Origin of the sequence: Agrobacterium sp. SOY23, assembly GCF_027212525.1 — a bacterium.
GTDB classification, from domain to species: Bacteria; Pseudomonadota; Alphaproteobacteria; order Rhizobiales; family Rhizobiaceae; genus Agrobacterium; species Agrobacterium tumefaciens_I.
The window spans coordinates 602,173-626,928 of the sequence record NZ_JAPWDT010000002.1; the positions used below are offsets into that span (position 1 = coordinate 602,173).

22 protein-coding genes are annotated in these 24,756 nt (G+C 61.4%); 15 read left to right on the forward strand and 7 right to left on the reverse strand.

Annotated elements, in window-relative coordinates; translation table 11 throughout:
- Positions 1-6 precede the first annotated feature (6 nt).
- Positions 7-1,131, forward strand: coding sequence for an ATP phosphoribosyltransferase regulatory subunit (locus O3S81_RS08110; protein WP_269342161.1), 1,125 nt, complete (start codon positions 7-9; stop codon positions 1,129-1,131).
- A complete protein-coding gene (gene hisG, locus O3S81_RS08115; RefSeq protein ID WP_269342162.1) occupies positions 1,128-1,820 on the forward strand; it encodes an ATP phosphoribosyltransferase in 693 nt (230 codons plus the stop codon). Before O3S81_RS08110 ends, hisG begins: the two co-directional genes overlap by 4 nt.
- A 64-nt stretch (positions 1,821-1,884) precedes the next feature.
- On the opposite strand, the gene O3S81_RS08120 is transcribed toward hisG, so the two are convergent.
- From O3S81_RS08120 to groES, 4 genes are all read right to left on the reverse strand, one after another.
- Positions 1,885-2,331 carry a DoxX family protein gene (locus O3S81_RS08120; RefSeq protein ID WP_269342164.1) on the reverse strand — a complete coding sequence of 149 codons (447 nt, stop codon included), beginning with the start codon at positions 2,329-2,331 and terminating at the stop codon, positions 1,885-1,887.
- Positions 2,332-2,487: 156 nt separating this feature from the next.
- On the reverse strand, positions 2,488-2,922 hold the full coding sequence (locus tag O3S81_RS08125; protein ID WP_269342166.1) for a hypothetical protein: 435 nt from the start codon (positions 2,920-2,922) through the stop codon (positions 2,488-2,490).
- An 876-nt stretch (positions 2,923-3,798) separates the two neighbouring features.
- Positions 3,799-5,433, reverse strand: coding sequence for a chaperonin GroEL (gene groL, locus O3S81_RS08130; RefSeq protein WP_269342168.1), 1,635 nt, complete (start codon positions 5,431-5,433; stop codon positions 3,799-3,801).
- A 73-nt stretch (positions 5,434-5,506) separates the two neighbouring features.
- Entirely contained in the window at positions 5,507-5,803 is a 297-nt protein-coding gene (gene groES / locus O3S81_RS08135; protein ID WP_003522946.1) for a co-chaperone GroES, read from the reverse strand.
- Between the two features lie 504 nt (positions 5,804-6,307).
- On the opposite strand from groES, the gene O3S81_RS08140 reads away from it, so the two are divergent.
- From O3S81_RS08140 to O3S81_RS08155, 4 genes are all read left to right on the forward strand, one after another.
- Positions 6,308-7,156, forward strand: a complete 849-nt coding sequence (locus O3S81_RS08140; RefSeq protein ID WP_269342170.1) for a TIGR01459 family HAD-type hydrolase — start codon at positions 6,308-6,310, stop codon at positions 7,154-7,156.
- 32 nt (positions 7,157-7,188) lie between these two features.
- Positions 7,189-8,169 carry a bifunctional riboflavin kinase/FAD synthetase gene (locus O3S81_RS08145; protein WP_269342171.1) on the forward strand — a complete coding sequence of 327 codons (981 nt, stop codon included), beginning with the start codon at positions 7,189-7,191 and terminating at the stop codon, positions 8,167-8,169.
- 281 nt (positions 8,170-8,450) lie between these two features.
- Complete coding sequence (gene ileS / locus O3S81_RS08150) at positions 8,451-11,354, forward strand: isoleucine--tRNA ligase (protein ID WP_269342173.1); 2,904 nt, start codon at positions 8,451-8,453, stop codon at positions 11,352-11,354.
- Between the two features lie 201 nt (positions 11,355-11,555).
- The gene (locus O3S81_RS08155) at positions 11,556-12,197 is read left to right on the forward strand and encodes a hypothetical protein (RefSeq protein ID WP_269342175.1); all 642 of its coding nucleotides are present in this window, start codon (positions 11,556-11,558) and stop codon (positions 12,195-12,197) included.
- A gap of 52 nt (positions 12,198-12,249) precedes the next feature.
- Here the strand turns inward: O3S81_RS08155 and O3S81_RS08160 are convergent, their stop codons facing one another.
- Positions 12,250-12,708, reverse strand: a complete 459-nt coding sequence (locus O3S81_RS08160; protein WP_269342177.1) for a nucleoside deaminase — start codon at positions 12,706-12,708, stop codon at positions 12,250-12,252.
- Between the two features lie 71 nt (positions 12,709-12,779).
- Here O3S81_RS08160 and O3S81_RS08165 point away from each other — a divergent pair, with 71 nt between their 5' ends.
- The 3 genes from O3S81_RS08165 to O3S81_RS08175 all read left to right on the forward strand — a co-directional run bounded on the left by O3S81_RS08165 (position 12,780) and on the right by O3S81_RS08175 (position 16,322).
- On the forward strand, positions 12,780-14,768 hold the full coding sequence (locus O3S81_RS08165; RefSeq protein WP_269342179.1) for a pseudouridine synthase: 1,989 nt from the start codon (positions 12,780-12,782) through the stop codon (positions 14,766-14,768).
- Positions 14,749-15,306 carry a 16S rRNA (guanine(966)-N(2))-methyltransferase RsmD gene (gene rsmD / locus O3S81_RS08170; protein WP_269342181.1) on the forward strand — a complete coding sequence of 186 codons (558 nt, stop codon included), beginning with the start codon at positions 14,749-14,751 and terminating at the stop codon, positions 15,304-15,306. Before O3S81_RS08165 ends, rsmD begins: the two co-directional genes overlap by 20 nt.
- Positions 15,307-15,395: 89 nt before the next feature.
- Positions 15,396-16,322, forward strand: a complete 927-nt coding sequence (locus O3S81_RS08175; protein WP_269342183.1) for a patatin-like phospholipase family protein — start codon at positions 15,396-15,398, stop codon at positions 16,320-16,322.
- Positions 16,323-16,423: 101 nt separating this feature from the next.
- Here O3S81_RS08175 and O3S81_RS08180 read toward each other — a convergent pair whose 3' ends face one another.
- Positions 16,424-18,250: a monovalent cation:proton antiporter-2 (CPA2) family protein gene (locus O3S81_RS08180; RefSeq protein ID WP_269342185.1), complete on the reverse strand. Its 1,827-nt coding sequence runs from the start codon at positions 18,248-18,250 to the stop codon at positions 16,424-16,426.
- 116 nt (positions 18,251-18,366) lie between these two features.
- Between O3S81_RS08180 and O3S81_RS08185 the strand changes: the two genes are divergently transcribed.
- From O3S81_RS08185 to lpxK, 6 genes are all read left to right on the forward strand, one after another.
- Positions 18,367-19,713 (forward strand): TldD/PmbA family protein, encoded by a 1,347-nt coding sequence (locus O3S81_RS08185; RefSeq protein WP_269342187.1) that lies wholly within the window; start codon positions 18,367-18,369, stop codon positions 19,711-19,713.
- Positions 19,714-19,806: 93 nt separating this feature from the next.
- Complete coding sequence (locus tag O3S81_RS08190; RefSeq protein WP_269342188.1) at positions 19,807-20,613, forward strand: 3'(2'),5'-bisphosphate nucleotidase CysQ; 807 nt, start codon at positions 19,807-19,809, stop codon at positions 20,611-20,613.
- Positions 20,614-20,674: 61 nt separating this feature from the next.
- Positions 20,675-20,914: a DUF4170 domain-containing protein gene (locus tag O3S81_RS08195; protein ID WP_006313175.1), complete on the forward strand. Its 240-nt coding sequence runs from the start codon at positions 20,675-20,677 to the stop codon at positions 20,912-20,914.
- Between the two features lie 213 nt (positions 20,915-21,127).
- Positions 21,128-22,450: a lipid IV(A) 3-deoxy-D-manno-octulosonic acid transferase gene (gene waaA, locus O3S81_RS08200; protein WP_006699512.1), complete on the forward strand. Its 1,323-nt coding sequence runs from the start codon at positions 21,128-21,130 to the stop codon at positions 22,448-22,450.
- Positions 22,444-23,181 carry an HAD family hydrolase gene (locus tag O3S81_RS08205; RefSeq protein WP_269342193.1) on the forward strand — a complete coding sequence of 246 codons (738 nt, stop codon included), beginning with the start codon at positions 22,444-22,446 and terminating at the stop codon, positions 23,179-23,181. Before waaA ends, O3S81_RS08205 begins: the two co-directional genes overlap by 7 nt.
- A gap of 204 nt (positions 23,182-23,385) precedes the next feature.
- Positions 23,386-24,432, forward strand: coding sequence for a tetraacyldisaccharide 4'-kinase (gene lpxK / locus O3S81_RS08210; protein ID WP_269342194.1), 1,047 nt, complete (start codon positions 23,386-23,388; stop codon positions 24,430-24,432).
- 81 nt (positions 24,433-24,513) lie between these two features.
- Here the strand turns inward: lpxK and O3S81_RS08215 are convergent, their stop codons facing one another.
- On the reverse strand, positions 24,514-24,735 hold the full coding sequence (locus O3S81_RS08215) for a DUF2093 domain-containing protein (protein ID WP_269342195.1): 222 nt from the start codon (positions 24,733-24,735) through the stop codon (positions 24,514-24,516).
- Between the last annotated feature and the right edge of the window lie 21 nt (positions 24,736-24,756).

Sequence of the window (24,756 nt, forward strand, 5' to 3'; positions counted from 1 at the left end):
CGTTCCATGCCCCTGATCGACATGCCGGAATTTGCCGGAGAGCTACTGGAAGAATTCGCCGCGCGCCGCACGAGCCGCGTGAACACGCCTGTCATCCAGCCCGCCGAACCGTTTCTGGATATGGCCGGCGAGGATTTGCGCCGCCGTATCTTCATGACGGAAAGCGAAACGGGTGAGAGCCTGTGCCTGCGCCCCGAATTCACCATTCCCGTCTGCCTGCGCCATATCGAGACGGCGACTGGCACGCCGAAACGGTATTCCTATATCGGCGAAGTGTTCCGCCAGCGCCGTGAAGGTGCGAGCGAATTTTACCAGGCCGGCATCGAAGACCTTGGCGATACGGATATCGCTGCCGCCGATGCCCGTGCCGTCATCGATGCGACTGCCATTTTGCGGCGCCTGCTGCCCGGCCGGCCGCTTGCCGTCACGCTGGGCGACCAGCAGGTGTTTGAAGCCGTCGTCGCCGCGCTCGGCCTGCCGCTCGGCTGGCAAAAGCGGTTGGTGCAGGCTTTTGGCGATATGGCGCAGCTCGACGCGCTGCTGGAAAGCCTCGTGCATCCGAAGCCGATGACGGGGCTGGACGCACGGGTCGCCGGCCTGCTGGCGACGGGCGAGGAGGCGGTGCTGGTCGAGTATCTCGATACGGTGATGCAGGAAACCGGCTATTCCACCAATGCCAGCCGCTCGCCGCAGGAAATCGCTCGCCGCCTGCGGGAAAAGCTCGCGCTTGCCGCCACGCGCCTGCCGGATGAGAGCTTCGCGCTGCTCAAGCAGTTCCTCGCCTTGAAGGCGCCGCTGGCGCAGGCCTCGCAGGTTCTGGCCGACTTCGCCGCAAAGGCAAAACTGAAGCTGGACGGTGCGCTTTCCGCTTTCGACAAGCGCGTCGCGGCGCTCGCCAATGCCGGTGTCGATCTTGAGGCCGTCACCTATGGCGCTGCCTTCGGTCGTCCGCTCGATTATTATACCGGCCTTGTCTTCGAGGTGGTGGAAGCCGGCGGAGACAGCGTTCTGGCCGGTGGCGGTCGTTACGACCGGCTGCTGACCCTGCTCGGCGCACAGGAAAAAATACCGGCCGTGGGCTTTTCGCTCTGGCTGGATCGCATCGAAGCGGTGCGTGGGAGCAAGCCATGATTACCATCGCATTGCCCTCCAAGGGCCGGATGAAGGAAGACGCCTCCGCCGTTCTGGAACGTGCGGGGCTGAAGGTTGCGGCTGTCGGTAACGACCGCTCCTATCGCGGCCGCATCGAAGGGCGCGACGATATCGAGATCGCTTATCTGTCGGCCTCCGAGATCGCTCGCGAAATCGGCGCCGGCACGGTGGATTTCGGCGTGACGGGTGAAGACCTGGTGCGCGAGGGGCTGACCAATGCCGATGCGCAGGTGGAATTCTGCGCCCGCCTCGGTTTCGGCCATGCGGATGTCGTGGTTGCAGTGCCGGAGATCTGGCTGGATGTGGACAGCATGGCTGACCTTGGTGATGTCGCCTCGGAGTTCCGCGCTCGCCATGGCCGCAGACTGGCCATCGCCACAAAATACTGGCGGCTGACGCAGCAGTTCTTTTCGCGCCAGCACGGCATCCAGCTTTACCGCATCGTCGAAAGCCTTGGCGCGACCGAAGGTGCGCCGGCGGCAGGGCAGGCGGATATCATCGTCGATATCACCTCCACCGGCTCGACGCTTAAGGCCAATCACCTCAAGATTCTCTCCGACGGCATCATCGTCCGGTCTGAAGCCTGTTTCGTCCGCGCCCGCAAGCCGGAACATGAAGCCGACGCGGCGGTCGAAGAGATCGCAGCGCGCATAAGGGCGGCGGTCTGACGCGATATACATAAAAAAGCCGCCGGATCGCTCCGGCGGCTTTTTTGTTGGTCTGTCCCTGGCTTCAGGCGTGGGCCACAGCCGCGCCACGCTTGGCGTCGACGGAATAGGCGCCGGGGCCGAAGGTTGCGAGCAGGATGTAAGCGCCGGCAAGGGTGATGTTCTTCACCATCATGATGCCGTTCAGCGTATTGATCCAGCCAAGAGCCGGCTCAGGCCAGCCGGGAACGGCAACGGTGCCGCTGTGGAAAACCAGACCGGTGAAGACGCAGAAGACGGCAAGCGCCCAAGCGGCGACTTTGGTCTGGAAACCAACGAGAATGGCAAGACCGGCAACGAGTTCGAACAGGCCTGCGAGATAAGCAAGCACGGTTGTGGCGGGCAGGCCGGCGCCGGCGATCATGCCGGCGGTGCCGGCCGGATCGACGAGCTTGCTGAAGCCAGACGAGATGAAGATGAAGGAAAGCAGGATACGAGCGATGAGAACGAGCACGTTCTGGCTGCTGGACATGGATATCTCCGGTAAGTGATCGGCGGTATCGCCGGTTGAGCTGCAAGGCAATGTCTGGAGACATCAATGACTGAAAATCATCTGCTCATAAAGATGAACAAGAGAAGACAAATTGTCTTCATTTTGTGAACGATCTTCGGTGCCGGGCGACAATAGTCAGGCGGCGAAGCGGATATCTTCGAAACGCGGAAACAGGAAAAACCCGGATATGCGCCCCTGCTGGCCATCTTCGAAATCAGACGATTCACCCATGCAGATGACCGGTTGCCGCATTGCCGGCAGAAGGAAGAGGCTGGTTGAAAAGCAGAAGCGCGAAGGTGCGGTGGACGCCTGCTCGAAAAGCTCCAGCACGCGGGCGTGGTCGCCGCGATCGTAGCAGCGGACGAGGCTGAGCAGACCGCATTCGCCCGGCGGCAGGCCATGCATGAAAGATGCATGTTCGCCAAGCCGGATGACACCGCTCGAAAGATCGCTGCTCCACTCCTCCGAAATGAAGAAATGCGACAGGGTGCGGGGATCGGGTGCGGTCGTCACGGCCGCAGGCAGAGCATTGTTGCGTCTTGATATTTCGAACAAATCGCGCCCCCGCATGAACACATGCCAGCGCCGCTGTTGCAAGCGTCGCCGCAGGTTGAACCTTTACCGCCACCCGCCGTCGAACGTATCTGCCAGGCATCGAAACCCCTTCAATGCCTGTCGTCCTGTCGCGGAACCCTCAGGGGGCTGACTTATAGTTTATTTTCCCCTGCCTACAACAACCGCTCAGTGAGAAAATCAAAAATATTATGTATTTCTTCTTCAAAATCGCGAGACATGGGAAAAAACACAACTAAATAGCGCACTTATAGGCCATCCGGAGTGAAAATCGGCCCCCTGTGGGGTGGTGATTCGCTCGTGGTTGTGTCTCATTATTGCATGGTCCGCCCCAAAATAGCCGGATAAAATCACGCTTGTTCCAAAACGGGACAATATTTGGATGTGTCCGCTTTCGGCCTTCAGAATTATGCAACCTATTGATTTCGCGAAGCATCTCTCTCGCCGGGTGCAAATTCTCTCGACGTCATCCTCGGCCTTGTGCCGAGGATCTAATCACGTTGAATAAAATCAAGACGTGGCAGATCCTTAGGGCAGGCCCGAGGATGACGGCGGCATGATTGGCGTAACTCGTCGTCCTGTCGGACGACGCTGCTCATCGTGGTGTGCGCTGCAATCGCAAAAGCCTGGTCCAATTAGGGCTTCGCGTCTCTTCGAAAAACTCAAATCGGACAGCAGCAATCATGCAGGGGGCGACAAAGAAAAAGGGCGATCCGAAGACCGCCCTTTCGTAATTCCGGTGACAGGACTGATTGGAAGTCCATGCCGCCCGTCTGGTGCGCTTGCGGCACCAGGCCACTCAGAGGGCATGGGCGGCTACGAAAAAAGGGCGATCCGAAGACCGCCCTTTCGTAATTCCGGTGACAGGACTAATTAGAAGTCCATGCCGCCCATGCCGCCGCCCGGCATTGCCGGCATCGCGGATTCCTTCTTCGGAAGCTCGGCGATCATGGCTTCGGTGGTGATCAGCAGCGAAGCAACCGAAGCTGCGTTCTGCAGAGCCGTGCGGACAACCTTGACCGGGTCGACGATGCCGAGCTGGATCAGGTCGCCATATTCGCCGGTCTGGGCGTTGTAGCCGTAGTTGTCTTCGTTCTTTTCGAGGATCTTGCCAACAACGATGGAAGCTTCGTCACCTGCGTTGTCTGCAATCTGGCGAACCAGAGCCTGCAGGGCGCGGCGGATGATGTTGATACCGGCTTCCTGGTCGTCGTTTTCACCCTTTGCGGTGATCTTCGTGGACGAACGCAGCAGAGCCACGCCACCGCCCGGTACGATGCCTTCCTGAACGGCAGCGCGCGTCGCGTTGAGAGCGTCGTCGATGCGGTCCTTCTTTTCCTTCACTTCGACTTCCGTCGAACCGCCGACGCGGATAACGGCAACGCCGCCAGCGAGCTTGGCAAGACGTTCCTGCAGCTTCTCGCGGTCGTAGTCGGAGGTGGTTTCTTCGATCTGGGCCTTGATCTGGGCAACACGGCCTTCGATGTCGGACTTCTGGCCGGCGCCGTCAACGATCGTGGTGTTTTCCTTGGAGATCGAAACCTTCTTCGACTTGCCGAGCATGTCGAGGGTAACGTTTTCGAGCTTGATGCCGAGGTCTTCGGAAATGACGGTACCACCGGTCAGGATGGCGATGTCTTCCAGCATGGCCTTGCGGCGGTCGCCGAAGCCCGGAGCCTTGACGGCAGCGATCTTGAGGCCGCCACGCAGCTTGTTGACGACGAGCGTTGCAAGAGCTTCGCCTTCGACGTCTTCAGCGATGATGACGAGCGGCTTGCCGGTCTGAACGACAGCTTCGAGAACCGGCAGCATGGCCTGGAGGTTCGAGAGCTTCTTTTCGTGCAGAAGGATGTAAGCGTCTTCGAGGTCCGCAACCATCTTTTCCGGGTTGGTCACGAAGTAGGGCGACAGGTAGCCGCGGTCGAACTGCATGCCTTCGACGACTTCGAGTTCGGTTTCAGCGGTCTTGGCTTCTTCAACGGTGATGACGCCTTCGTTGCCGACCTTCTGCATTGCTTCAGCAATGTCGAGACCGATCTGACGCTCGCCGTTTGCGGAGATCGTACCGACCTGCGCAACTTCTTCAGACGTGTTGATCTTCTTGGCCTTGGCCTGAAGGTCCTTGACGACTTCAGCAACGGCCAGATCGATACCGCGCTTCAGGTCCATCGGGTTCATGCCGGCAGCAACTGCCTTGGAACCTTCGCGAACGATGGCCTGGGCCAGAACCGTTGCGGTGGTGGTGCCGTCACCGGCGATGTCGTTGGTCTTGGAAGCGACTTCACGGACGAGCTGTGCGCCCATGTTCTCGAACTTGTCTTCCAGTTCGATTTCCTTGGCGACCGAAACGCCGTCCTTGGTGATGCGCGGAGCGCCGAAGGACTTGTCGATAACGACGTTACGACCCTTCGGGCCGAGGGTTACCTTTACTGCATCAGCAAGAACGTCGACGCCCTTGAGCATCTTTTCGCGCGCTGTGCGGCCGAATTTTACTTCTTTGGCTGCCATGTTCAAAACTCCTGGTTTCGAATGGCCGGAACGGGTCCGGCTTGAAATTTAAGGAAGGACGGGTCCGGCCAGATCAGCCGATGATGCCCATGATGTCGGCTTCCTTCATGATCAGAAGGTCTTCGCCGTTGAGCTTGACTTCGGTGCCCGACCACTTGCCGAACAGAACGCGGTCGCCAGCCTTGACGTCGAGAGCGACGACCTTGCCGGACTCATCGCGTGCGCCGGAACCGACGGCGACGATTTCGCCTTCCTGCGGCTTTTCCTTGGCGGTATCGGGAATGATGATGCCGCCCTTGGTCTTGGCTTCGGATTCAACGCGACGAACGACGACGCGATCGTGAAGCGGGCGGAAATTGGTGCTTGTCATTGCCTAATCCCTCGATCAAATGACTTCACGAACCTTCAGAGGCTCGCGTGATGGGTGTTAGCACTCTTCTTGTTTGAGTGCCAGCGAAGCCGAGATAAGGAGGCCTTCTGCCTGAGTCAAGAACGGCCTGTCGGAAAAATTTCATGGCTTATGGTTATCAGCGTTCCATGACAGAAATTTCCGATGGGCGGGCGGAGGGTCAAACTAGGCGTCAGGGCGATGGCAGAATCTGAAAAGGTCGCTGCCGTCATCTTCGGGCCTGTCCCGAGGATCTATCCCCATCGAATAAAATCAATAGGTTGCAGATCATCAGGACAGGCCAGAGGATGACGGCGTGTGTGAGGCGAGGTGGGTCTACAACATTGGCGCGGTGAAGCTGACCTTTCGCGGCTTGGTTATTTTCTGGTGCGGCGGGGAGACGCTCCGCCCCGCTTTTTTCCTTGCCATCGGCGTCCCGCTTTGCGATGTGACGCTCACCCTTTTCTCGCAGCCGGAAAGCATCTCATGGCCCATCGCATTCTCACCCTCGGCGAAATCACGGCAGGGTTCGACGTTATTCTGTCGGATGTCTGGGGCGTGCTGCATAATGGCGTCAGCGCCTTTCCGGATGCGGCTGTTGCGCTGCGGGAAGCGCGCAAGGCCGGCAAGACGGTGGTGCTCATCACCAATTCACCGCGTCCCGCTCCCGGCGTCATCGACCAGCTTCGCGTTCTCGGCGTGCCGGATGAGGCCTATGACCGCATCATCACCTCTGGCGACGTCACCCGCGGCCTGATCGCGGAAGGCCCGAAAAAGGTCTTCCTGCTCGGCCCGGAACGGGATTTGCCGCTGCTCGATGGTCTCGATGTCGAGCGCGTCGGCGAGGCGGAAGCGCAATCCGTGGTCTGCACCGGCTTCTTCGATGACGAGACGGAGACGCCCGAGGATTATACCGAAATGCTCAAGGGCTTCATTGCCCGTAACGTGCCGATGATCTGCGCCAACCCCGATCTGGTGGTGGAGCGCGGTGAGCGCATCATACCCTGCGCCGGCGCCATGGCCGCTTATTACGAACAGCTCGGCGGCGAAGTCCGTATTGCCGGCAAGCCGCATGCGCCGATCTATGACGCCTGCCTTGCGGCGGCCAAAGAGGTGCGCGGCGCCTTCGCCAGGGATCGTGTGCTCGCCATCGGCGACGGCATGCCGACGGATGTGAAGGGCGCGATTGCGAGCGGCCTCAACCTTCTTTATATCAGCGGCGGCATTCACGCCGCCGAATATACGCTGAACGGCCAGACGGATGAGGCGCTTCTCAACGCCTATCTCAAGGGGCAGGGCGCGGCTCCCGGCTGGTGGATGCCCCGTCTGGCTTGAGGAATAGCTGGCGTAGGAATGGATCGATTGCCATGACCGTCTTTCACCGCAATGAAAAAAAGGAACCGCTGCCGGAAGCTCTGCGCGGCGGCGTCATCGCCATCGGCAATTTCGATGGCGTGCATCGCGGCCACCGCGCGGTTCTGGATCGTGCGCTGGAACTGGCGGAAGCGCGCGGCGTCCCCGCGCTGGTTTTGACCTTTGAACCGCATCCCCGTTCCGTCTTCCGTCCCGATACGCCGGTCTTTCGCCTGACACCCGCGCCATTGAAGGCGCGCATCCTTGAGGCCATCGGTTTCCGCTCCGTCATCGAATATCCCTTCGATCGGGAGTTTTCGCAGCGCTCGGCGGAGGAATTCGTCCAGTCCATCCTGGTCGACTGGCTTCACGCCAGTGCCGTCGTCACCGGCTTCGATTTCCATTTTGGCAAGGGCCGCGAGGGCGGCCCGGCCTTTCTGATGGCGGCCGGCAAGCGCCATGGCTTCGACGTGACGCTGGTGGATGCCTTCCGCGACGAGGGTGCGGATGTCGTCTCCTCCAGCCGCATCCGCTCGCTTCTGTGCGAGGGTGATGTGGCGGGTGCAGCGGGCCTGCTCGGTTATCGCTTCACGGTGGAGAGCGAAGTCATTGGCGGCCAGAAGCTTGGCCGCACATTGGGTTACCCCACCGCCAACATGGCGCTGGCGCCGGAGACGGAACTGAAGGCGGGCATCTATGCCGTGCGCTTCCGTCGTCCCGACGGTTCGATCCACGATGGCGTGGCGAGCTTCGGTTACCGCCCGACGGTGACGGAGAACGGCGCGGCGCTGCTCGAAACCTTCGTCTTCGATTTCTCCGGCGATCTTTACGGTGAGGTCTGTTCGGTGTCCTTCTTCGGGCATCTGCGCGACGAGCTGAAATTCGACGGTCTCGAACCGCTGGTCGCGCAGATCAGGCGCGATGAGGAAGAGGCGAGGGCGATGCTTTCCGGCGTGCGGCCACTGAGCGAGGTGGACGCGAAGATTGCGTTTTAAGCGGGCGGGGATGGCAGGGCCGTATTCCGGCCCATATTGCTGTCGCTTTTCTCTTCCTTTTTGCTGGAAAACCGCATAAACAACCGGCCATGTCCCAATACCGGTTGCTGTTTACAGTTCAGATTGGCCGAATTATTGGCCCGGCCTTCCGCCCGCTCTGAAGAGCCGGAAGGTCCGGGATTTTGGCGCTTGTCACGGCATTTGTGATGGCGCTTTCCGAATTTGCCCTCTTTAGCAATTGAGATGGCGCGGCCGACACGGCGCGCAACAACGGTACGATTATGAGCGACACCGCAGAAAAACTGGATTACTCCGCCACCCTCTATCTGCCGCAGACGGATTTTCCGATGCGCGCCGGCCTGCCGCAGAAGGAACCGGAAACGGTGAAGCGCTGGCAGGAAATGGGCCTCTACAAGAAGCTTCGCGCTTCCGCTGCCGGCCGCGAAAAATTCGTGCTGCATGACGGCCCGCCCTATGCCAACGGCAACATCCACATCGGCCACGCGCTGAACAAGATCCTGAAGGACGTCATCACCCGCTCGTTCCAGATGCGCGGTTACGACGCCAATTACGTGCCGGGCTGGGATTGCCACGGCCTGCCGATCGAATGGAAGATCGAGGAAGCCTACCGCGCCAAGGGCAAGAACAAGGACGAAGTTCCGGTCAACGAATTCCGCAAGGAATGCCGTGACTTCGCGGCTGGCTGGATCAAGGTTCAGTCGGAAGAGTTCAAGCGCCTCGGCATCGAGGGCGACTTTGAAAACCCCTATACGACGATGAACTTCCACGCCGAAGCCCGCATCGCTGGCGAACTGCTGAAGATCGCCCGGACCGGCCAGCTTTATCGCGGCTCGAAGCCGGTCATGTGGTCGGTGGTCGAGCGCACGGCGCTGGCGGAAGCCGAAGTCGAATATGCCGATGTCGAGAGCGACATGATCTGGGTGAAGTTCCCGGTTGTGGATGCGGCTTCCGTGTTCTCCGGTGTCTCCGTCGTGATCTGGACGACCACGCCGTGGACCATCCCCGGCAACCGCGCCATCGCATTTTCGTCACGGGTCGAATACGGCCTCTACGAAGTCGAGAGCGCTCAGAACGATTTCGGCCCGCAGCCGGGCGAAAAGCTGATCTTTGCCAAGAAGCTGGCCGATGAGGCCGCGGCCAAGGCGAAGCTGACCTTCAAGCTCGTTCGCGACGTGAAAAGCGAAGAGCTGGCCGCCATCACCTGTGCCCATCCGCTCGCATCGCTGGGTTACGATTTCCCGGTTCCGCTTCTCGATGGCGATCACGTTACCGACGATGCCGGTACGGGTTTCGTGCACACGGCGCCCAGCCACGGCCGCGAAGACTTTGACGTCTGGACCGCGCATCAGCGCGAGTTGGAAGCGCGCGGCGTCTCCCCGGCCATCCCGTTCCCGGTTGGCGATGACGGTTTCTACACCGAGGATGCCCCCGGTTTTGGTCCGTCCGCCGAAGGCGGTGCCGCCCGTGTGATGGACGACAACGGCAAGAAGGGCGATGCCAACGAGCGCGTCATCAAGGCGCTGATCGCGGCAAACAACCTGTTTGCCCGTGGCCGCATGAAGCACAGCTATCCGCATAGCTGGCGCTCCAAGAAGCCGGTCATCTTCCGCAACACGCCGCAATGGTTCGTCTATATGGACAAGGAACTGGGCGACGGCACGACGCTGCGTTCGCGTTCGCTGAACGCCATCGATGCGACCCGCTTCGTTCCGGCCTCCGGCCAGAACCGCCTGCGCGCCATGATCGAAGGCCGGCCCGACTGGGTTCTGTCGCGCCAGCGCAGCTGGGGTGTGCCGATCGCCGTCTTCGCAGACGAGAAGGGTGAGGTTCTGGTCGACGAGGCGGTCAACGCCCGCATCCTCGAGGCTTTTGAGGCCGAAGGCGCGGATGCCTGGTTCGCCGAAGGCGCCAAGGAGCGTTTCCTCGGCAATGACCACGACCATGCCAAGTGGCTGCAGGTCATGGACATCCTCGACGTCTGGTTCGACAGCGGCTGCACCCACACCTTCACGCTGGAAGACCGCCCGGACATGAAGTGGCCGGCGGATGTCTATCTCGAAGGCTCCGACCAGCATCGCGGCTGGTTCCACTCGTCGCTGCTCGAAAGCTGCGCGACGCGTGGCCGTGCGCCTTACAACGCCGTTGTCACCCATGGCTTCACCATGGATGAGAAGGGCGAGAAGATGTCCAAGTCCAAGGGCAACGTTGTCTCGCCGCAGGAAGTCATGAAGGATGCCGGTGCGGATATCCTGCGCCTGTGGGTCATGACCACCGACTATTGGGACGACCAGCGCCTCGGCAAGGCCATCATCCAGACCAATGTCGATGCTTATCGCAAGCTGCGCAACACCATCCGCTGGATGCTCGGCACCCTTGCTCACTACAAGGGCGAAGAGATTGCCTATGACGATCTGCCGGAGCTGGAAAAGCTGGTGCTGCACCGCCTGTCCGAGCTGGATCAGGTCGTGCGCGAAGGTTATGACGGCTTCGAGTTCAAGAAGATCGCCCGCGCGCTGGTGGATTTCGCCAATGTTGAACTTTCGGCCTTTTATTTCGACGTTCGCAAGGACACGCTTTATTGCGACGCGCCGTCGTCGCTGAAGCGCCGGGCGGCGCTGTCGGTTATCGCCAAGCTGTTCGATTGCCTCGTTTCGTGGCTGGCGCCCATGCTGCCCTTCACCACGGAAGAGGCGTGGCTGTCGCGTTTTCCGGATGCGGAATCGGTGCATCTCGTCCAGTTCCCGGAAATCCCGGCGGAATGGAAGAACGACGCGCTGGAAGCGAAGTGGGAAAAAATCCGCAAGGTCCGCACGGTCGTCACCGGCGCGCTGGAAGTCGAGCGCCGTGAAAAGCGCATCGGTTCCTCGCTTGAGGCGGCACCCGTCGTCCACATCGCCGATGCCGATCTTCTGGCGGCGCTGAAGGGTCAGGATTTCGCCGAAATCTGCATCACCTCGGCCATCACCGTTGTGGGCGATGAAGGTCCGGCCGATGGCTTCCGCCTGCCGGAAGTTGCAAAGGTCGTGGTCGAGCAGAAGCTGGCGGAAGGCGTGAAGTGCGCCCGCTCCTGGCGCATCACCACCGATGTCGGCTCCGATCCGGACTATCCGGAGGTTTCCGCCCGCGATGCGGCCGCGCTGCGTGAGCTTGCAGCCCTCGGATGATCCGAAGCTGCGCATCGTTCCTGTCGAAACCCGATTCCGGGTTTCGGGCCGATGCGCGATGAAAATGACCGGATGAATTGCGCTTTGCCTCTTCATCCGGTACACCTGCCTGAAAATGGCCGGATTTGCAGGGCAATGCGGGCTGCCGCCTGCCGAAAGACGATGTCTGGCGAAGTGGGACGGACGGCTGGAAGGGTTTCAATGAAGACGATGCAGGGTAATGCGCAGGGTTTGGGCATGTTTCGCACGGTTGTGGGCGTCACGACGATAGGCGTGTTGCTCGGTGCCTGCACCAGCCCGACCTATGGTACGGGCAAGACAGCGGCGGAACAGCTTGTCGACGATCTCGGCAACGCGACCTCGATCACCGGCAATGACCAGGAAAAGCGCAACCTGAAATACAGCCCGCGTCCGGGCCTCGTCGTTCCCGCCCAGGCCCGCGCCGAACAGCTGGCCACGCCGCAGCAGAACATGGCAAGCCGCGAAAACAATCCGCAATGGGTCGAATCGCCGGAAGAAACCCGTGAACGCCTGCGCGAAGAGGCGGACGCCAACAAGAACAACCCGCATTACCGCTCGCCGCTGCTCGCCGGCAACGGCACCGCCGGCCAGATGACCGAGAGCCAGAAATGGGAAGCTTTCCGCAAGGCCAAGGCCGATGCCCAGGGTGGCTCCGTCGTCAACGCCCAGCGCAAGTTCCTCACCGATCCGCCGGTTGAATATCGCAGCGTCCCGCAGGATCAGCTGACCGATCTCGGCGAACCGGAGCAGAAGAAGGAAAAGCGCCGCAAGAAAGAAGCGGCAGTCGCAAACACCGGCAAGAGCTGGTGGAACCCCTTCTGATAAAATGACGGGCTGATGGCCCGCGGGAAAGCGTGTGCCTCCCGCCGGCCGCTTAGTCGTCGAGACGTTTCTCGCGGAAGAATTGCCTCAGGATTTCAGCACTTTCGCTTTCCGAAAGCCCGGAATAGACGTCCGGTGCATGGTGGCAGGTCGGTTGGCTGAAGAAGCGCACGCCACTCTCCACCGCGCCGCCCTTCGGGTCTTGCGCGCCGTAATAGAGCCGGCGGATGCGGGCAAATGAAATCGCCGCCGCGCACATGGTGCAGGGCTCCAGCGTGACATAAAGATCGGCGCCGGGCAGGCGTTCCTGTCCCAGGGCCTCGCAGGCCATGCGGATTACGGCGATTTCGGCGTGAGCCGTCACATCGTTCAATTCACGGGTTCGATTGCCGGAACGGGCGATGACGCGGCCGTCCAGAACCAGCACGGCGCCGATCGGAACCTCCTGCCGCTCGCCGGCGGCACGGGCTTCCGCAAGCGCCAGTTCCATGAAATGCGTCCTTTCGGCCATTGCGTTTCAATTTCCTCTTAACCCTTGTGCTTGGACCTGATAGGACAGCCCAAACAACAGGCAAACAGCAAATGACTTTTAAAGACAAGCCGAAGCGTGACGGCGGCAAGACATTTAGCCGCGACAGGAAGCCGAAAGGCCCCGGCAAGCCCGCCGCCGAGCGCGAAAAGAAACCAGCCGAGGCAACGGCAGCTCCGATGCCGGAAACCGTTGGCGGCGCCAAGCCCGAGCGCATTTCCAAGATCATGGCGCGCGCAGGTGTGGCTTCGCGCCGCGATGTCGAGCGGATGATCATGGAAGGCCGCGTGTCGCTGAACGGCGTCAAGCTGGATACGCCCGTGGTCAACGCCACGCTGTCAGACAAGATCGAAGTGGACGGCATGCCGATTCGCGGTGCCGAGCGCACGCGCCTGTGGCTTTACCACAAGCCCGCCGGCCTGGTGACGACCAATTCCGATCCGGAAGGCCGCCCGACCGTTTTCGACAATCTGCCGGGCGAGCTGCCGCGCGTGCTCTCCATCGGCCGTCTCGATATCAACACCGAAGGCTTGCTGCTGCTCACCAATGATGGCGGCCTTTCCCGCGTGCTGGAACTGCCGACCACCGGCTGGCTGCGCCGTTACCGCGTGCGCGCCCATGGCGAGGTGGACCAGGCCGCACTCGACAAGCTGAAGGACGGCATTGCCGTCGAGGGCGTGCTTTATGGCGCCATCGACGCGACGCTCGACCGCACGCAGGGCCACAATGTCTGGATCAGCATGGGCCTTCGCGAAGGCAAGAACCGCGAAATCAAGAACGTGCTCGGCGCGCTGGGTCTCGAGGTCAACCGCCTGATCCGCGTTTCCTACGGCCCGTTCCAGCTTGGCGATCTGGCCGAAGGCAAGGTTCTGGAAGTGCGCGGCCGCATGCTGCGCGACCAGCTCGGCCCGCGTCTCATCGAACAGGCCGGCGCCAATTTCGACGCGCCGATCTACAATGCGCCCGTTGAGGACGAAGAAGACAACGCGCCGAAGCGGCCCGTGAAATCCGAATGGGCAAAGAGCGATGCGCCGGAAGGCAAGCCGCGCTTTGAAAAGACCGGCGGTAAATCCGAGGATCGCCGTGAAAAGGCGCTCGGCCGTCTCGATACCAAACGTGGCGACAAGCCTGCCGGCAAGTTCGGCTCCAAGCCCGCCGGAAAATTTGGCGCCAAGGGCCGCAGCGAGGAAGATGGCGATGACCGCCGTCCACGCCAGCCCGCCGGCACCAGCCGCACGGCCAATGTCTGGATGGCGCCCGGCGCAAAGCCCACCCGTGACGGCAAGGAACGCAAATCTTCCGCCCGCGCGGAAGCCGAAAATCTCTTCAAGAAGCCTTCCGCCCAGGACGAAGCGCGCCGCAACGTTGTGAAGCATGCGGATGCCGAGGGCGAGTGGATCCGTTCGGATTCCCCCCGCGAAGAAGAAGGTGGTCGCGGACGCGGCGACCGTCCGCGTGGCGAAAAGAGCTTTGGTGATCGTGGTGGACGCGGCGGAAAGCCGTTCGGCGACCGGCCATTCCGCGACAGGCCGCGTGAAGACGGTGATCGCCCGCGCAGCGACCGTCCGCGCGGTGAAAAGAGCTTCGGTGACCGCCCGGCACGCGGCGGCAAGGCTTTCGGCGACCGGCCGTTCCGTGACAAGCCGCGCGAAGAGGGTGACCGCCCCGCACGTGGCGAAAAATCCTTCGGCTTCCGGGACCGTCCCCGTGAGGAGGGCGATCGCCCACGCGGTGAGAGACCCTTCGGCGACCGGCCGTTCCGCGACAAACCCCGTGAAGAGGGCGATCGTCCGCGTGGCGAAAGGCCCTTCGGAGACAAGCCGAGAGGCGGCAGGCCCGGTGGAAAACCGGGTGGCCGGCCGGGATCGGGCAAACCATCCTTCGGAAAATCGGGTGAGCGTGGTGAACGCTCCGGCTTTTCCGGCAAGGACAAAGGCGCTGGCGGCAAGGGCCCCGGCGGTAACAAGCCGGGCGGCAAAGGCCCGGGTGGCAAACCTTCTGGAGGCAGGGGAATGACACGTAATGCGGATCGTAGGCGGTGAGTTCCGCGGCCGGACACTGGCCGCGCCGAAATCGAATTCCATTCGTCCAACCATCGACAGGACGCGGGAAAGCCTCTTCAACATTCTGAGCCACGCCTATCCGGAAAGTCTGGATGGCACGCGCGTTTTGGACGTTTTTGCCGGAACCGGCGCGGTGGGGCTGGAAGCCCTGTCGCGTGGCTGTCGCGTGGCGCTCTTCGTCGAAAACGGCGTCGAGGGCAGGGGGCTGCTTTGGGAAAATATCGATGCGCTGGGTCTGCATGGCCGCGCCCGCATTTTGCGGCGCGATGCCACCAAGCTCGGCGGCGTCAATAATATCGAGCCCTTCGATCTTCTCTTCGCCGATCCGCCCTATGGCTACGGCCACGGCGAGAAGGCTTTCGCGGCAGCCCATGGCGGTGGCTGGCTGAACCCCGGTGCGCTCGCCATTCTGGAAGAGCGCGGCGATGTGGCGGTCAAGGTCGAGCCCGTGTTCAAGCTGCTCGAAAGCCGGATTTTCGGCGATACGAAGATGCATTTCTACCGCTACGAGCCCTGACGGGAACCACCTTCCCGTCACGCCACGGTCTTGTCTTGTTTGCGCAATAGGCAGAGTCTTTACCGTGGTAACCTTTTTGGGTGTTTCGCATGGAGCAGGCTGGCAACGAGAGCGTCACGATCGTCCGCGCCGGGGAGGAAGTCCTCAAGGGCGATGGCGGGAGCGGCCATGAGCCGACCTTCGGACTGGCGCTCGGCGGCGGCGGCGCGCGTGGCATCTGCCATATCAACGTCGTCGAGGCGCTGGATGAACTCGGCATCCGGCCCGTGATGCTCTCCGGTTCCTCCATCGGCTCCATCATCGGCGCTGGCATGGCGGCAGGCATGTCGGGCCGCGAAATCCGCGACTATACGCTTGAACTCATGGGCCGGAAGGGCTCCGTGGCAAACCGGCTCTGGAGCCTAGGTCCCGCATCGATGCGCCATGCCGCCCACGGTTTTCGCCTCGGCCAGTTCAATCTCGAACTCATCCTCCATGCCCTGATGCCGCAGGCCTTGCCGAAGGATTTTTCTGAGCTCGCCATTCCGTTGAAGGTGATAACCACCGATTATTACGCCCAGACCGAAGTGGTGCTGGAAAGCGGCGAGATCATCCAGGCGCTGGCGGCATCCGCCGCCATTCCGGCGCTGTTCATGCCGGTGCGTATCGATGGCCGCATCATGATCGATGGCGGTATCTTCAATCCGGTCCCTTATGAACATCTGCTGGATCACGCCGATATCGTCATCGGCGTTGATGTGGTCGGCGGCCCGGAAGGTGACGGCACCACGATGCCGAACCGGCTGGACAGTCTGTTCGGCGCCAGCCAGCTGATGATGCAGGCGGCGATTGCCCTGAAACTGAGGCTACGCCCGCCGCATATCTTCCTGCGCCCGCCGGTGCACCGTTTCGGCGTGCTGGATTTTTTGAAGTCGGAAGAGGTGCTGAATGCTTCCGCCAGCATCAAGGACGATCTGAAACGGCAGATCGACATGCAGGTGGAGCTGTTTCATCGCGGGCAGGGCGTGGAGGCCTGAGCGTTACATCCTGAACGGAGCGAGCGGGTGCCCATCGCTTCTTCTCCCCGGCCGGGAGAAGAAACAGGCGGCGCGCTCCCGGCTACGACCCCAAACTCAATTCACAGCGAAACTTCCGTCTCGCTATCCTCCGCATCTTCCTCTTCCCGCTTCTCCGCCTTGTTCTTCGGTTTCATCAGCGGTTCCGGCTTCACCTCCCGAACCGGCTTGTTGTGCAGCATCTGCCGTCCGGCGGCGAGGCCTTCGACGGCCTGAAGCTCCAACCGCTGTTCGTCACGTTCGCGGATGTCGTCGGAGATGGCGAGCGCCCTTTCGCCATCCATATCAAGCCCTTCCAGAATGCGCCTGCCGAACAGCAGGCCGGATTCCAGCGTCTCGCGGATTTCATATTCCACGCCCTTCTTTCTGAGGTCGAGGGAATGCACACGGTCATAGGAGCGGGCATAGATGCGCACGCTTGGAAAATCCGACTGGATCATGTCGATGATACGATCGGTGACCTCTTTCTTGTGGGTGCAGACGGCCACGAGATCGGCCCGCTCTATGCCGGCGGCGATCAGCACATCCTTGCGGGTGCCGTCGCCGAAAAAGATGCGAAAACCGAAGCGGGCGGCCTGGCGCACGCGGTCGGCGGAGCTGTCGATGACGGTCACGTCGCGGCCGCCGGCGAGAAGAATCTGCGAGGCGATCTGGCCGAAACGGGAAAAGCCGATCATCAGCACATCCGCGCCCGCCCCGTCGAAATCCTCCTCCAGCTTGTCCTCTTCCGCATCCTCCGCCGTCAGCCGCCGTGAAATTACCGCGAGAACCGGCGTCAGCGCCATGGAAAGCGTGACGACGGCGACGAGGATAGAGGCCGTGGCCTGGGGAAACAGCCCGGAGGCCGCGGCCGTGGTGAAGAGGACGAAACCGAATTCGCCGCCCTGCGCCAGAAGCAGCGCGATGCGGCTCGATGCATAACGCGAGGAACCCGCAATGCGGCAGAGGCCATAGATCAGGGCTGCCTTCACCGCCATCATCACCGGCACGGCGATCAGGATGAGGACGATGTGCTCATAAACGATATGAATGTGCAGCGACATGCCGACGGCCATGAAGAACAGCGCCAGAAGCAGGCCACGGAACGGCTCGATATCGGCCTCCAGCTCATGCCGGTAGGAGGATTCCGACAGCATCAGCCCCGCCAGCAATGCCCCCATGCCCATGGAAAGCCCGACCGCTTCCATGATGGCGGCAGCGCCGATGACGACGAAAAGCGCAGCTGCGATCATCACTTCCCGCGCACCCGTGCGGGCGATGATCTGGAACATCGGCGTCAGAAGATAGCGCCCGGCCAGCACCATGCCCGCCACCGCGACGATGGAGGCGATGAGATCGGATATCATCGAATCCGTCGGCACATCCGGGCGGTTGGAAAGAATGGTGACGAGGGCAAGAAGCGGCACGATGGCGAGATCCTGAAACAGCAGGATCGAGAAGGAGCGGTTGCCGTGCCGGGTGTTCATGTCGCCGTCATCGGCGAGGATCTGCAGCGCGAACGCGGTGGAGGAGAGCGCAAGGCCGAAACCCGCAACCACGCTTCCCCGCCAGTCGATCAGCCCGGCCCACCAGGCAATCGCCGCCAGCACGCTGCCGGTCACCAGCACCTGCGCCAGACCGAGCCCCAGAATATCGCGCCGCATCTGCCAGATGCGCGAGGGTTTCAGTTCGAGACCGATGATGAAGAGCAGGAAAACGACGCCGAGTTCCGAAACGTTGAAGATGTCCTTCGCATCTGTGACGAGGTGCAGGAAAGGGCCGATGACGATGCCCGCCACCAGATAACCGAGCACGGTGCCGAGACCGAGTTTGCGGAAAATCGAGGCGGCAACGACCGCGCCCGCCAGAAGCAGCAATGGTTCGGAAAAGAGAGCATCGTGCTCAGTCATGCGGGCGAACTTTCGAATAGGGTGGCGACAAAGCCGTCCGGAAGGAGAAAGCGGCGTTTCGCCCTTGATGCGGGGTTGCTGGCACAATAAATGGAACTGGAATGAAAGGCCAACTCATGTCCTCAGAAATAGATTCTTCCAAACTTCTCGATCGCGCCAGCGAGCTTGTTGATCTCGCCCGCGCCGCCGGCGCGGATGAGGCGGATGCCGTTGTCGTCCGCTCCCGCTCGCAATCGGTCGGCGTGCGGCTCGGCAAGGTGGAAAGCACCGAATCCTCCGAAAGCGACGATTTTTCCCTGCGCGTCTTCGTGGGACGCCGGGTGGCGAGCGTTTCGGCCAATCCCGGCTTTGACTTGAAGACGCTGGCTGAACGGGCCGTCGCTATGGCGAAGGTCTCGCCGGAAGACCCCTTTGCCTGCCTTGCGGAAAAGGAACGGCTGGCAACCTCCTATGACGATCTTGAGCTTTTCGACGCGACGGAAGTCTCGGCGGATCAGCTGCGGGAGGCGGCACTTGCGGCGGAAGAGGCGGCGCTCTCGGTCAAGGGCGTCAGCAATTCCTCCGGTGCGGGCGCATCGAGCGGCATGGGCGGGCTCGTCCTCGCCACCTCGCACGGTTTTTCCGGCAGCTATATGGGCAGCCGCTTCAGCCGTTCGGTCAGCGTCATCGCCGGCGAAGGCACGAAGATGGAGCGTGACTACGACTTCGACAGCCGCCTTTATTACGCCGATCTCGATGCGGCCGAAGAGATAGGCCGCCGCGCCGGTGAAAAAGTCGTGCGGCGCGTCGGCCCGCGTCAGGTCGATACCGGCAGCAACATCACTGTGGTTTTCGATCCGCGTATCGCCCGTGGTTTTGTCGGCGCCATTGCCGGCGCGATCAACGGTGCGTCGGTTGCCCGCAAGACTAGCTTCCTGCGCGACAAGATGGGCCAGCAGGTTTTGAAAAAAGGCCTCCATCTCACTGACGATCCGCAGATCGTGCGCGGCCCGTCCTCCCGTCCTTTCGATGGCGAAGGTGTCCGGGGCGAGAAGATGACGATGATCGAGGATGGTGTGCTGAAACACTGGTTCCTCTCCACTTCGGCGGCGCGGGAACTCGGTCTTGAAACCAACGGCCGCGGCGTGCGTGGCGGCACGGCGGTCTCGCCGGCCTCCACCAATCTGGCGCTGGAGCCGGGCGATCTGTCGCCGGAGGAATTGCTGGCACAGGTTGGAACCGGCTTTTACGTCACCGAACTGATCGGCCACGGCGCCAATATGATCACGGGTGAATATAGCTGTGGTGCCAGCGGCTTCTGGATCGAGAATGGCGAAAAGACCTTTGCCGTGTCCGAGGTCACCATTGCGTCCAACCTGAAGGACATGTTCATGCGGGTTACGCTGGCCAACGATATCGACCGCAAATACGGCGTTGCCGCACCGACGCTCGCCATCGAAGGCATGACGATCGCCGGCAAGTGACGCGGCCTTTGGGTTGTTTTCGCCGGCGCTTTGTGTGCAAGTGCGAAGAGAAAAACGGGCGCGCCGTTCGAGGCGCGCGGAGAAGACGGCAAAATGAACGATATGGCTGAGGCCCGCTGGGCCTCCGATCTGAGGCTGATCCTTAAAGCCGCCCGCAAGGCGGGCGAGACGGCGCTGGGTTTCTTCCGCAAGGATCCCGAGGTTTGGTGGAAGAATGGCGGGCTTTCGCCCGTCAGCGCGGCCGATTACGCCGCCAATGAAATCCTCGAAACCATCCTGCGTTCCGCCCGGCCGGATTATGGCTGGCTTTCGGAAGAGACGGATGACGACATCGAGAGGCTTTCCCGCTCCACCGTCTTCGTCGTCGATCCCATCGATGGCACGCGCGCCTTCATCGGCGGCCGGGATACCTGGTGCGTCAGCGTCGCGGTTGTGCATGAGGGAAGGCCGGTGGCTGCGGCCCTGGTCGCACCGGCGCTTGCCGAGGAGTTTACCGCGGTTGAAGGCGGTGAAGCTCTGAAGAACGGGGCACCCGTTTTTGCCGCGCGCGAAAATGCCGGCATCTTCCATCTGGCAGCACCGGAAGATGTGATCACGCATCTTCCGGAAGAGGTGCGGGGCGGCGTCAAGCGCATTCCGCATGTGCCCTCGCTCGCCTATCGGCTGGCCATGGTGGCGGATGGCCGCATCGATGGAACGCTGGTCAAGGCCAACTCGCATGAGTGGGATCTCGCCGCCGCCGACCTGATCCTGGAGAGGGCGGGCGGGCGTCTTGTCGGCCTCGATGGCAAACCTCTGATGTATAATCGCCGCCAGGTGAACCACCCCGCATTGTGCGCCGCAGCAGATTATGCGCTGCCCGCACTTTTGAAAGCGTTTTCACATCTGTCTGACAGTTGACGTTTGCCGGGAAATCCCGCAGATGAAGGCCTCTCTCAGCGTTTAAGAAAGAGATAAAGACATGACGGAAACTGGCAAACCGAAACAGCTGCTGCACCTCGTCTTCGGCGGCGAACTTGAAAACCTTCAGGATGTTCAGTTCCGGGATTTGAACGCACTCGATATCGTCGGCATCTATCCGGACTACGCTTCCGCGCTTACCGCATGGAAATCCAAGGCGCAGATGACGGTCGACAATGCCCATATGCGTTATTTTATCGTGCATATGCACCGTCTTCTCAATCCCGACGACAAAATTTGAGTCCTTTTCCCCTTGCGTTGTAATACTATTGGGTGAAGGCGGACTTCCCGTGATTCCTGCGCAAAAGGCGCAGGCCGGGAATACCAGGGCGAGAAAATGTGATCGCGCTTTCGTTTCCGATGACAAAAAATGACGCAATTTAAGAAGAAATAGGCGGCGACAACAACAAGAACAGGGGCAGGCATTGCGCGGAATGATCAAGGGCAGAATGTCATGAGCAGCCGTATCGCACGTTTCGCTCTTTCCGGTTACCGGATCGCCGGTATCGCCGCTTATCCCTTTGCCAAGCCCTATCTTTCCTATCGGGCGGCGAAGGGCAAGGAAGACAAGCGCCGCCGGCTTGAACGTTTTGGTTATGCCAGCGCCGAGCGCCCGCGCGGGCCGCTCGTCTGGTTCCACGCCGCAAGTGTCGGCGAAACGCTTGCCCTCATCCCGCTGATCCGCGAAATCCGCAAGCGCGATATCTTCGTGCTTTTGACCACGGGCACCGTCACCTCGGCTGAGCTGACCCGCACCCGGCTCGGCGACGACGTGATCCACCAATATGTGCCGCTCGACATCAAGATCGCGGTCAACCGCTTCCTCACCTATTGGGCGCCGGACGCGGCCATAACAGCGGAATCGGAAATCTGGCCGGTGACGATGATGGAACTGGAGCGCCGGCACATCCCGCAGATCCGCGTCAATGCACGGCTCTCCGACCGCTCCTTCGACCGCTGGAAAGCCCGGCATGATATTGCTGAATCGCTGTTTTCCAAGCTGGCGCTGGTGGTTGCGCAATCCGATCTCGATGCCGAGCGTTTCCGCGATCTCGGCTCCTGGCCGGTGGTGATTTCGGGTAACCTCAAGGGCGATACGGACCCGCCGCCCTGTGACGAGGCGCTGCTGGAGAGCTATCGCAAACAGGTCGGCAATCGTAAGACATGGGCGGCGATCTCCACCTTCGACGGCGAAGAAAAGGCTGCAGCCACGGTGCATGCGGCGATCAAGTCGCGCAACGGCCAGTTGACCATCATCGTGCCGCGCCATCCCGAGCGTGGCGATGAGGTGGAAGCCATGCTGAAGGGCATGAACCTTTCCGTCGCCCGCCGCAGCCGAAATGATGTGATCACCCCGGAAACCGATATTTTCCTCGGCGATTCCATCGGCGAAATGGGGCTTTATCTGCGGCTGACCGAGCTTGCCTTTGTCGGCCGCTCGCTGACGGCGGAAGGCGGGCAGAACCCGCTGGAGCCGGCCATGCTCGGCTGCGCCGTCCTGTCGGGCGCGCATGTGCAGAATTTCCGCGAGGCGTATCAGAAGCTGATCCGCGCCGGCGGCGGTCGTATCATCCGCGATGTCGAGATGCTGGCCAAAGCGGTGCATTATCTCTTGGTCAACGACAATGAGCGTTACAAGATGATCGATGCCGGCAACCGGGTCATTCAGGACATGCGCGGCGCGCTTTCCTCCACGGTCAAGGCGCTGGAACCCTATATCAACCCGCTCACCGTCTCCGCCAAGCTGCAACCGCGGAGCGCCATCGGTTCATGGTAGCGGATATCGAACTTGATGCGGCACAATCGATTGCCGCTGTGCTCTTCGACAAGGACGGCACGCTTTTGGGTTATGATGCCAGCTGGGGTCCGGTGAACCGCGAACTCGCGTCGATTGCCGCAAAGGGCGACGCCGCACTCGCCGACCGGCTTCTTGCGGCCTGCGGCATGGACCCGATCACCGGTCATGTCGTACCGGACAGCCTGCTCGCCGCCGGCAATACGGCGGAAATCGCTGCCGGTCTGGTCGCCGCCGGCTCTCCCTGCGATGTCGTCGAACTGACGCAACGCCTCGACCGGCTGTTCACCGAGGCCGCGGATAAATCCGTGCCGGTCACCGATCTCAAGGCGTTTTTCGCAAGGTTGAAGGCGCGCGGCTACAAGCTCGGAATCGCCTCCAGCGACAATGAAAATTCCATCCGTCAGACGGCCATCCGCTTCGGTTTCGAAAGCGATATCGATTTCGTGGCAGGTTATGACAGCGGTTACGGCACCAAGCCGCAGCCCGGCATGGTTCTCGGTTTCTGCGCGGCCATCGGTTTTCCGCCTGAACGCGTGGCTGTTGTCGGCGACAATAATCACGATCTGCATATGGCGAAAAATGCCGGCGCCGGTCTGCGCATCGCCGTGCTGACGGGAACGGGTTCGCGCGAAAGCCTTGGTGCGGATGCGGATTATTGTTTCGACGATATCACCGGGCTCGAAGCCCTGCTGCCGGAACGGGCGGTCTAGGAAGAGCCCAGCTTCCGTCATTCCGGCTTGAGCCGGAATCCAGCCAGCCCAGGTTCTTGGGCTGAAAAGAGTCCTTTCCGCCGCGCGGACGCGAAAACCCGTCTATTCCATTTTTGCAATTTACGGTTTTTTCTGGCAAACAACCCCCTGACGTATGACATCCGAACGGAATGCCGTGGGCGACGCGGCCGGGAGCGGGAATAGATGGTTTCTGAAGCGCCGCCCTTCTGGTGGCAGAAAGCAGGCTGGCAGGCATGGCTCCTGTCACCTTTTTCGCTTCTCTACGGCAAGGTCGCCGGCCGGCGCATGCGGACGGCAAAACGGGCGAGCGTTCCCGTTCCGGTCATCTGCATCGGCAACTTCACGGTCGGCGGGGCAGGCAAGACACCGACGGCGATAGCCGTTGCCAGAGCCGCGCTTGCACGGGGAATGAAGCCCGGTTTCCTCAGCCGCGGTTATGGTGGCACGCTTGACGTTACCACACTTGTCGATGCGCAGCACCACCGCGCCGCCGATGTCGGCGATGAGCCTCTTCTTCTGGCGCGCGAGGCGGTGACGGTGATTTCGCGCAGACGCGTGGAGGGCGCACACCGGCTGGTGAAGGAAGGTGTCGATCTCATCATCATGGATGATGGTTTCCAGAGCGCCCGCCTGACACTGGATTACGCGCTGGTCGTCATCGATACGGTGCGCGGCATCGGCAATGGCCATCTCGTGCCGGGCGGCCCGGTGAGGGCGCCGCTTGCCGAACAGATGCGGCAGATGACCGGGCTGCTGAAGGTGGGGAAGGGCCACGCGGCGGATCCTCTGGTAAGGCAGGCGGCAAAGGCCGCCAAGCCCGTCTTCGTCGCCGCGATTACGCCGCAGGAGCCTGAGGATTTCCGGGGAAAGCGCGTGCTGGCTTACGCCGGCATCGCCGATCCCGCGAAATTCTATCGCACCGTCGAGGCGCTGGGCGGCGATATCGTGCTGAGCCGCTCCTTCCCGGATCATCACCATTTCAGCGATGACGAAATCGACGATCTCCTCAAGGATGCCCGCAGGGAGAATTTGCAGCTGGTGACGACCGCCAAGGATGCGGTGCGGCTCAACGGGCATCACGGCCGCGCGGAAGAGCTGCTGTGGAACAGTCAGGTGATCGAGATCGACATGGCGTTCGATGATCCCAATGCGGCTTCGACGATTATCGAGACGGCGGTGGCAAACTGCCGGGTGCGCCTGCTGCGGGACAATGGGCGTTCGTCGCTTTAGGCATTTTCCGAACCTAAGCCGCTTGGCACCTTACCTTTCACTCCTGTGACAGGGATGAGGGTGGTGAGGTGAGCACCGTTATCAGGCCGGCAGATTGCCCGCCTTCCGCTCACCTTCCAGCGAAGCCGCCGCATCCACATAGGCTTCCTGCCGCGCCACGCTCCAGTAGCGCAACTCGTCGAGCGGAATGGTTTTTCCCGTCACGGCGCAGATGACATGCGAGCCGGTCTGGACGATGCGGAAATCACCGTCGAGATATTCGATGACGGCGAGGCGGTTGCCGCCTCCTTCAAATCTGTTCATCCGTTTTCGTCTCCTGCTCTG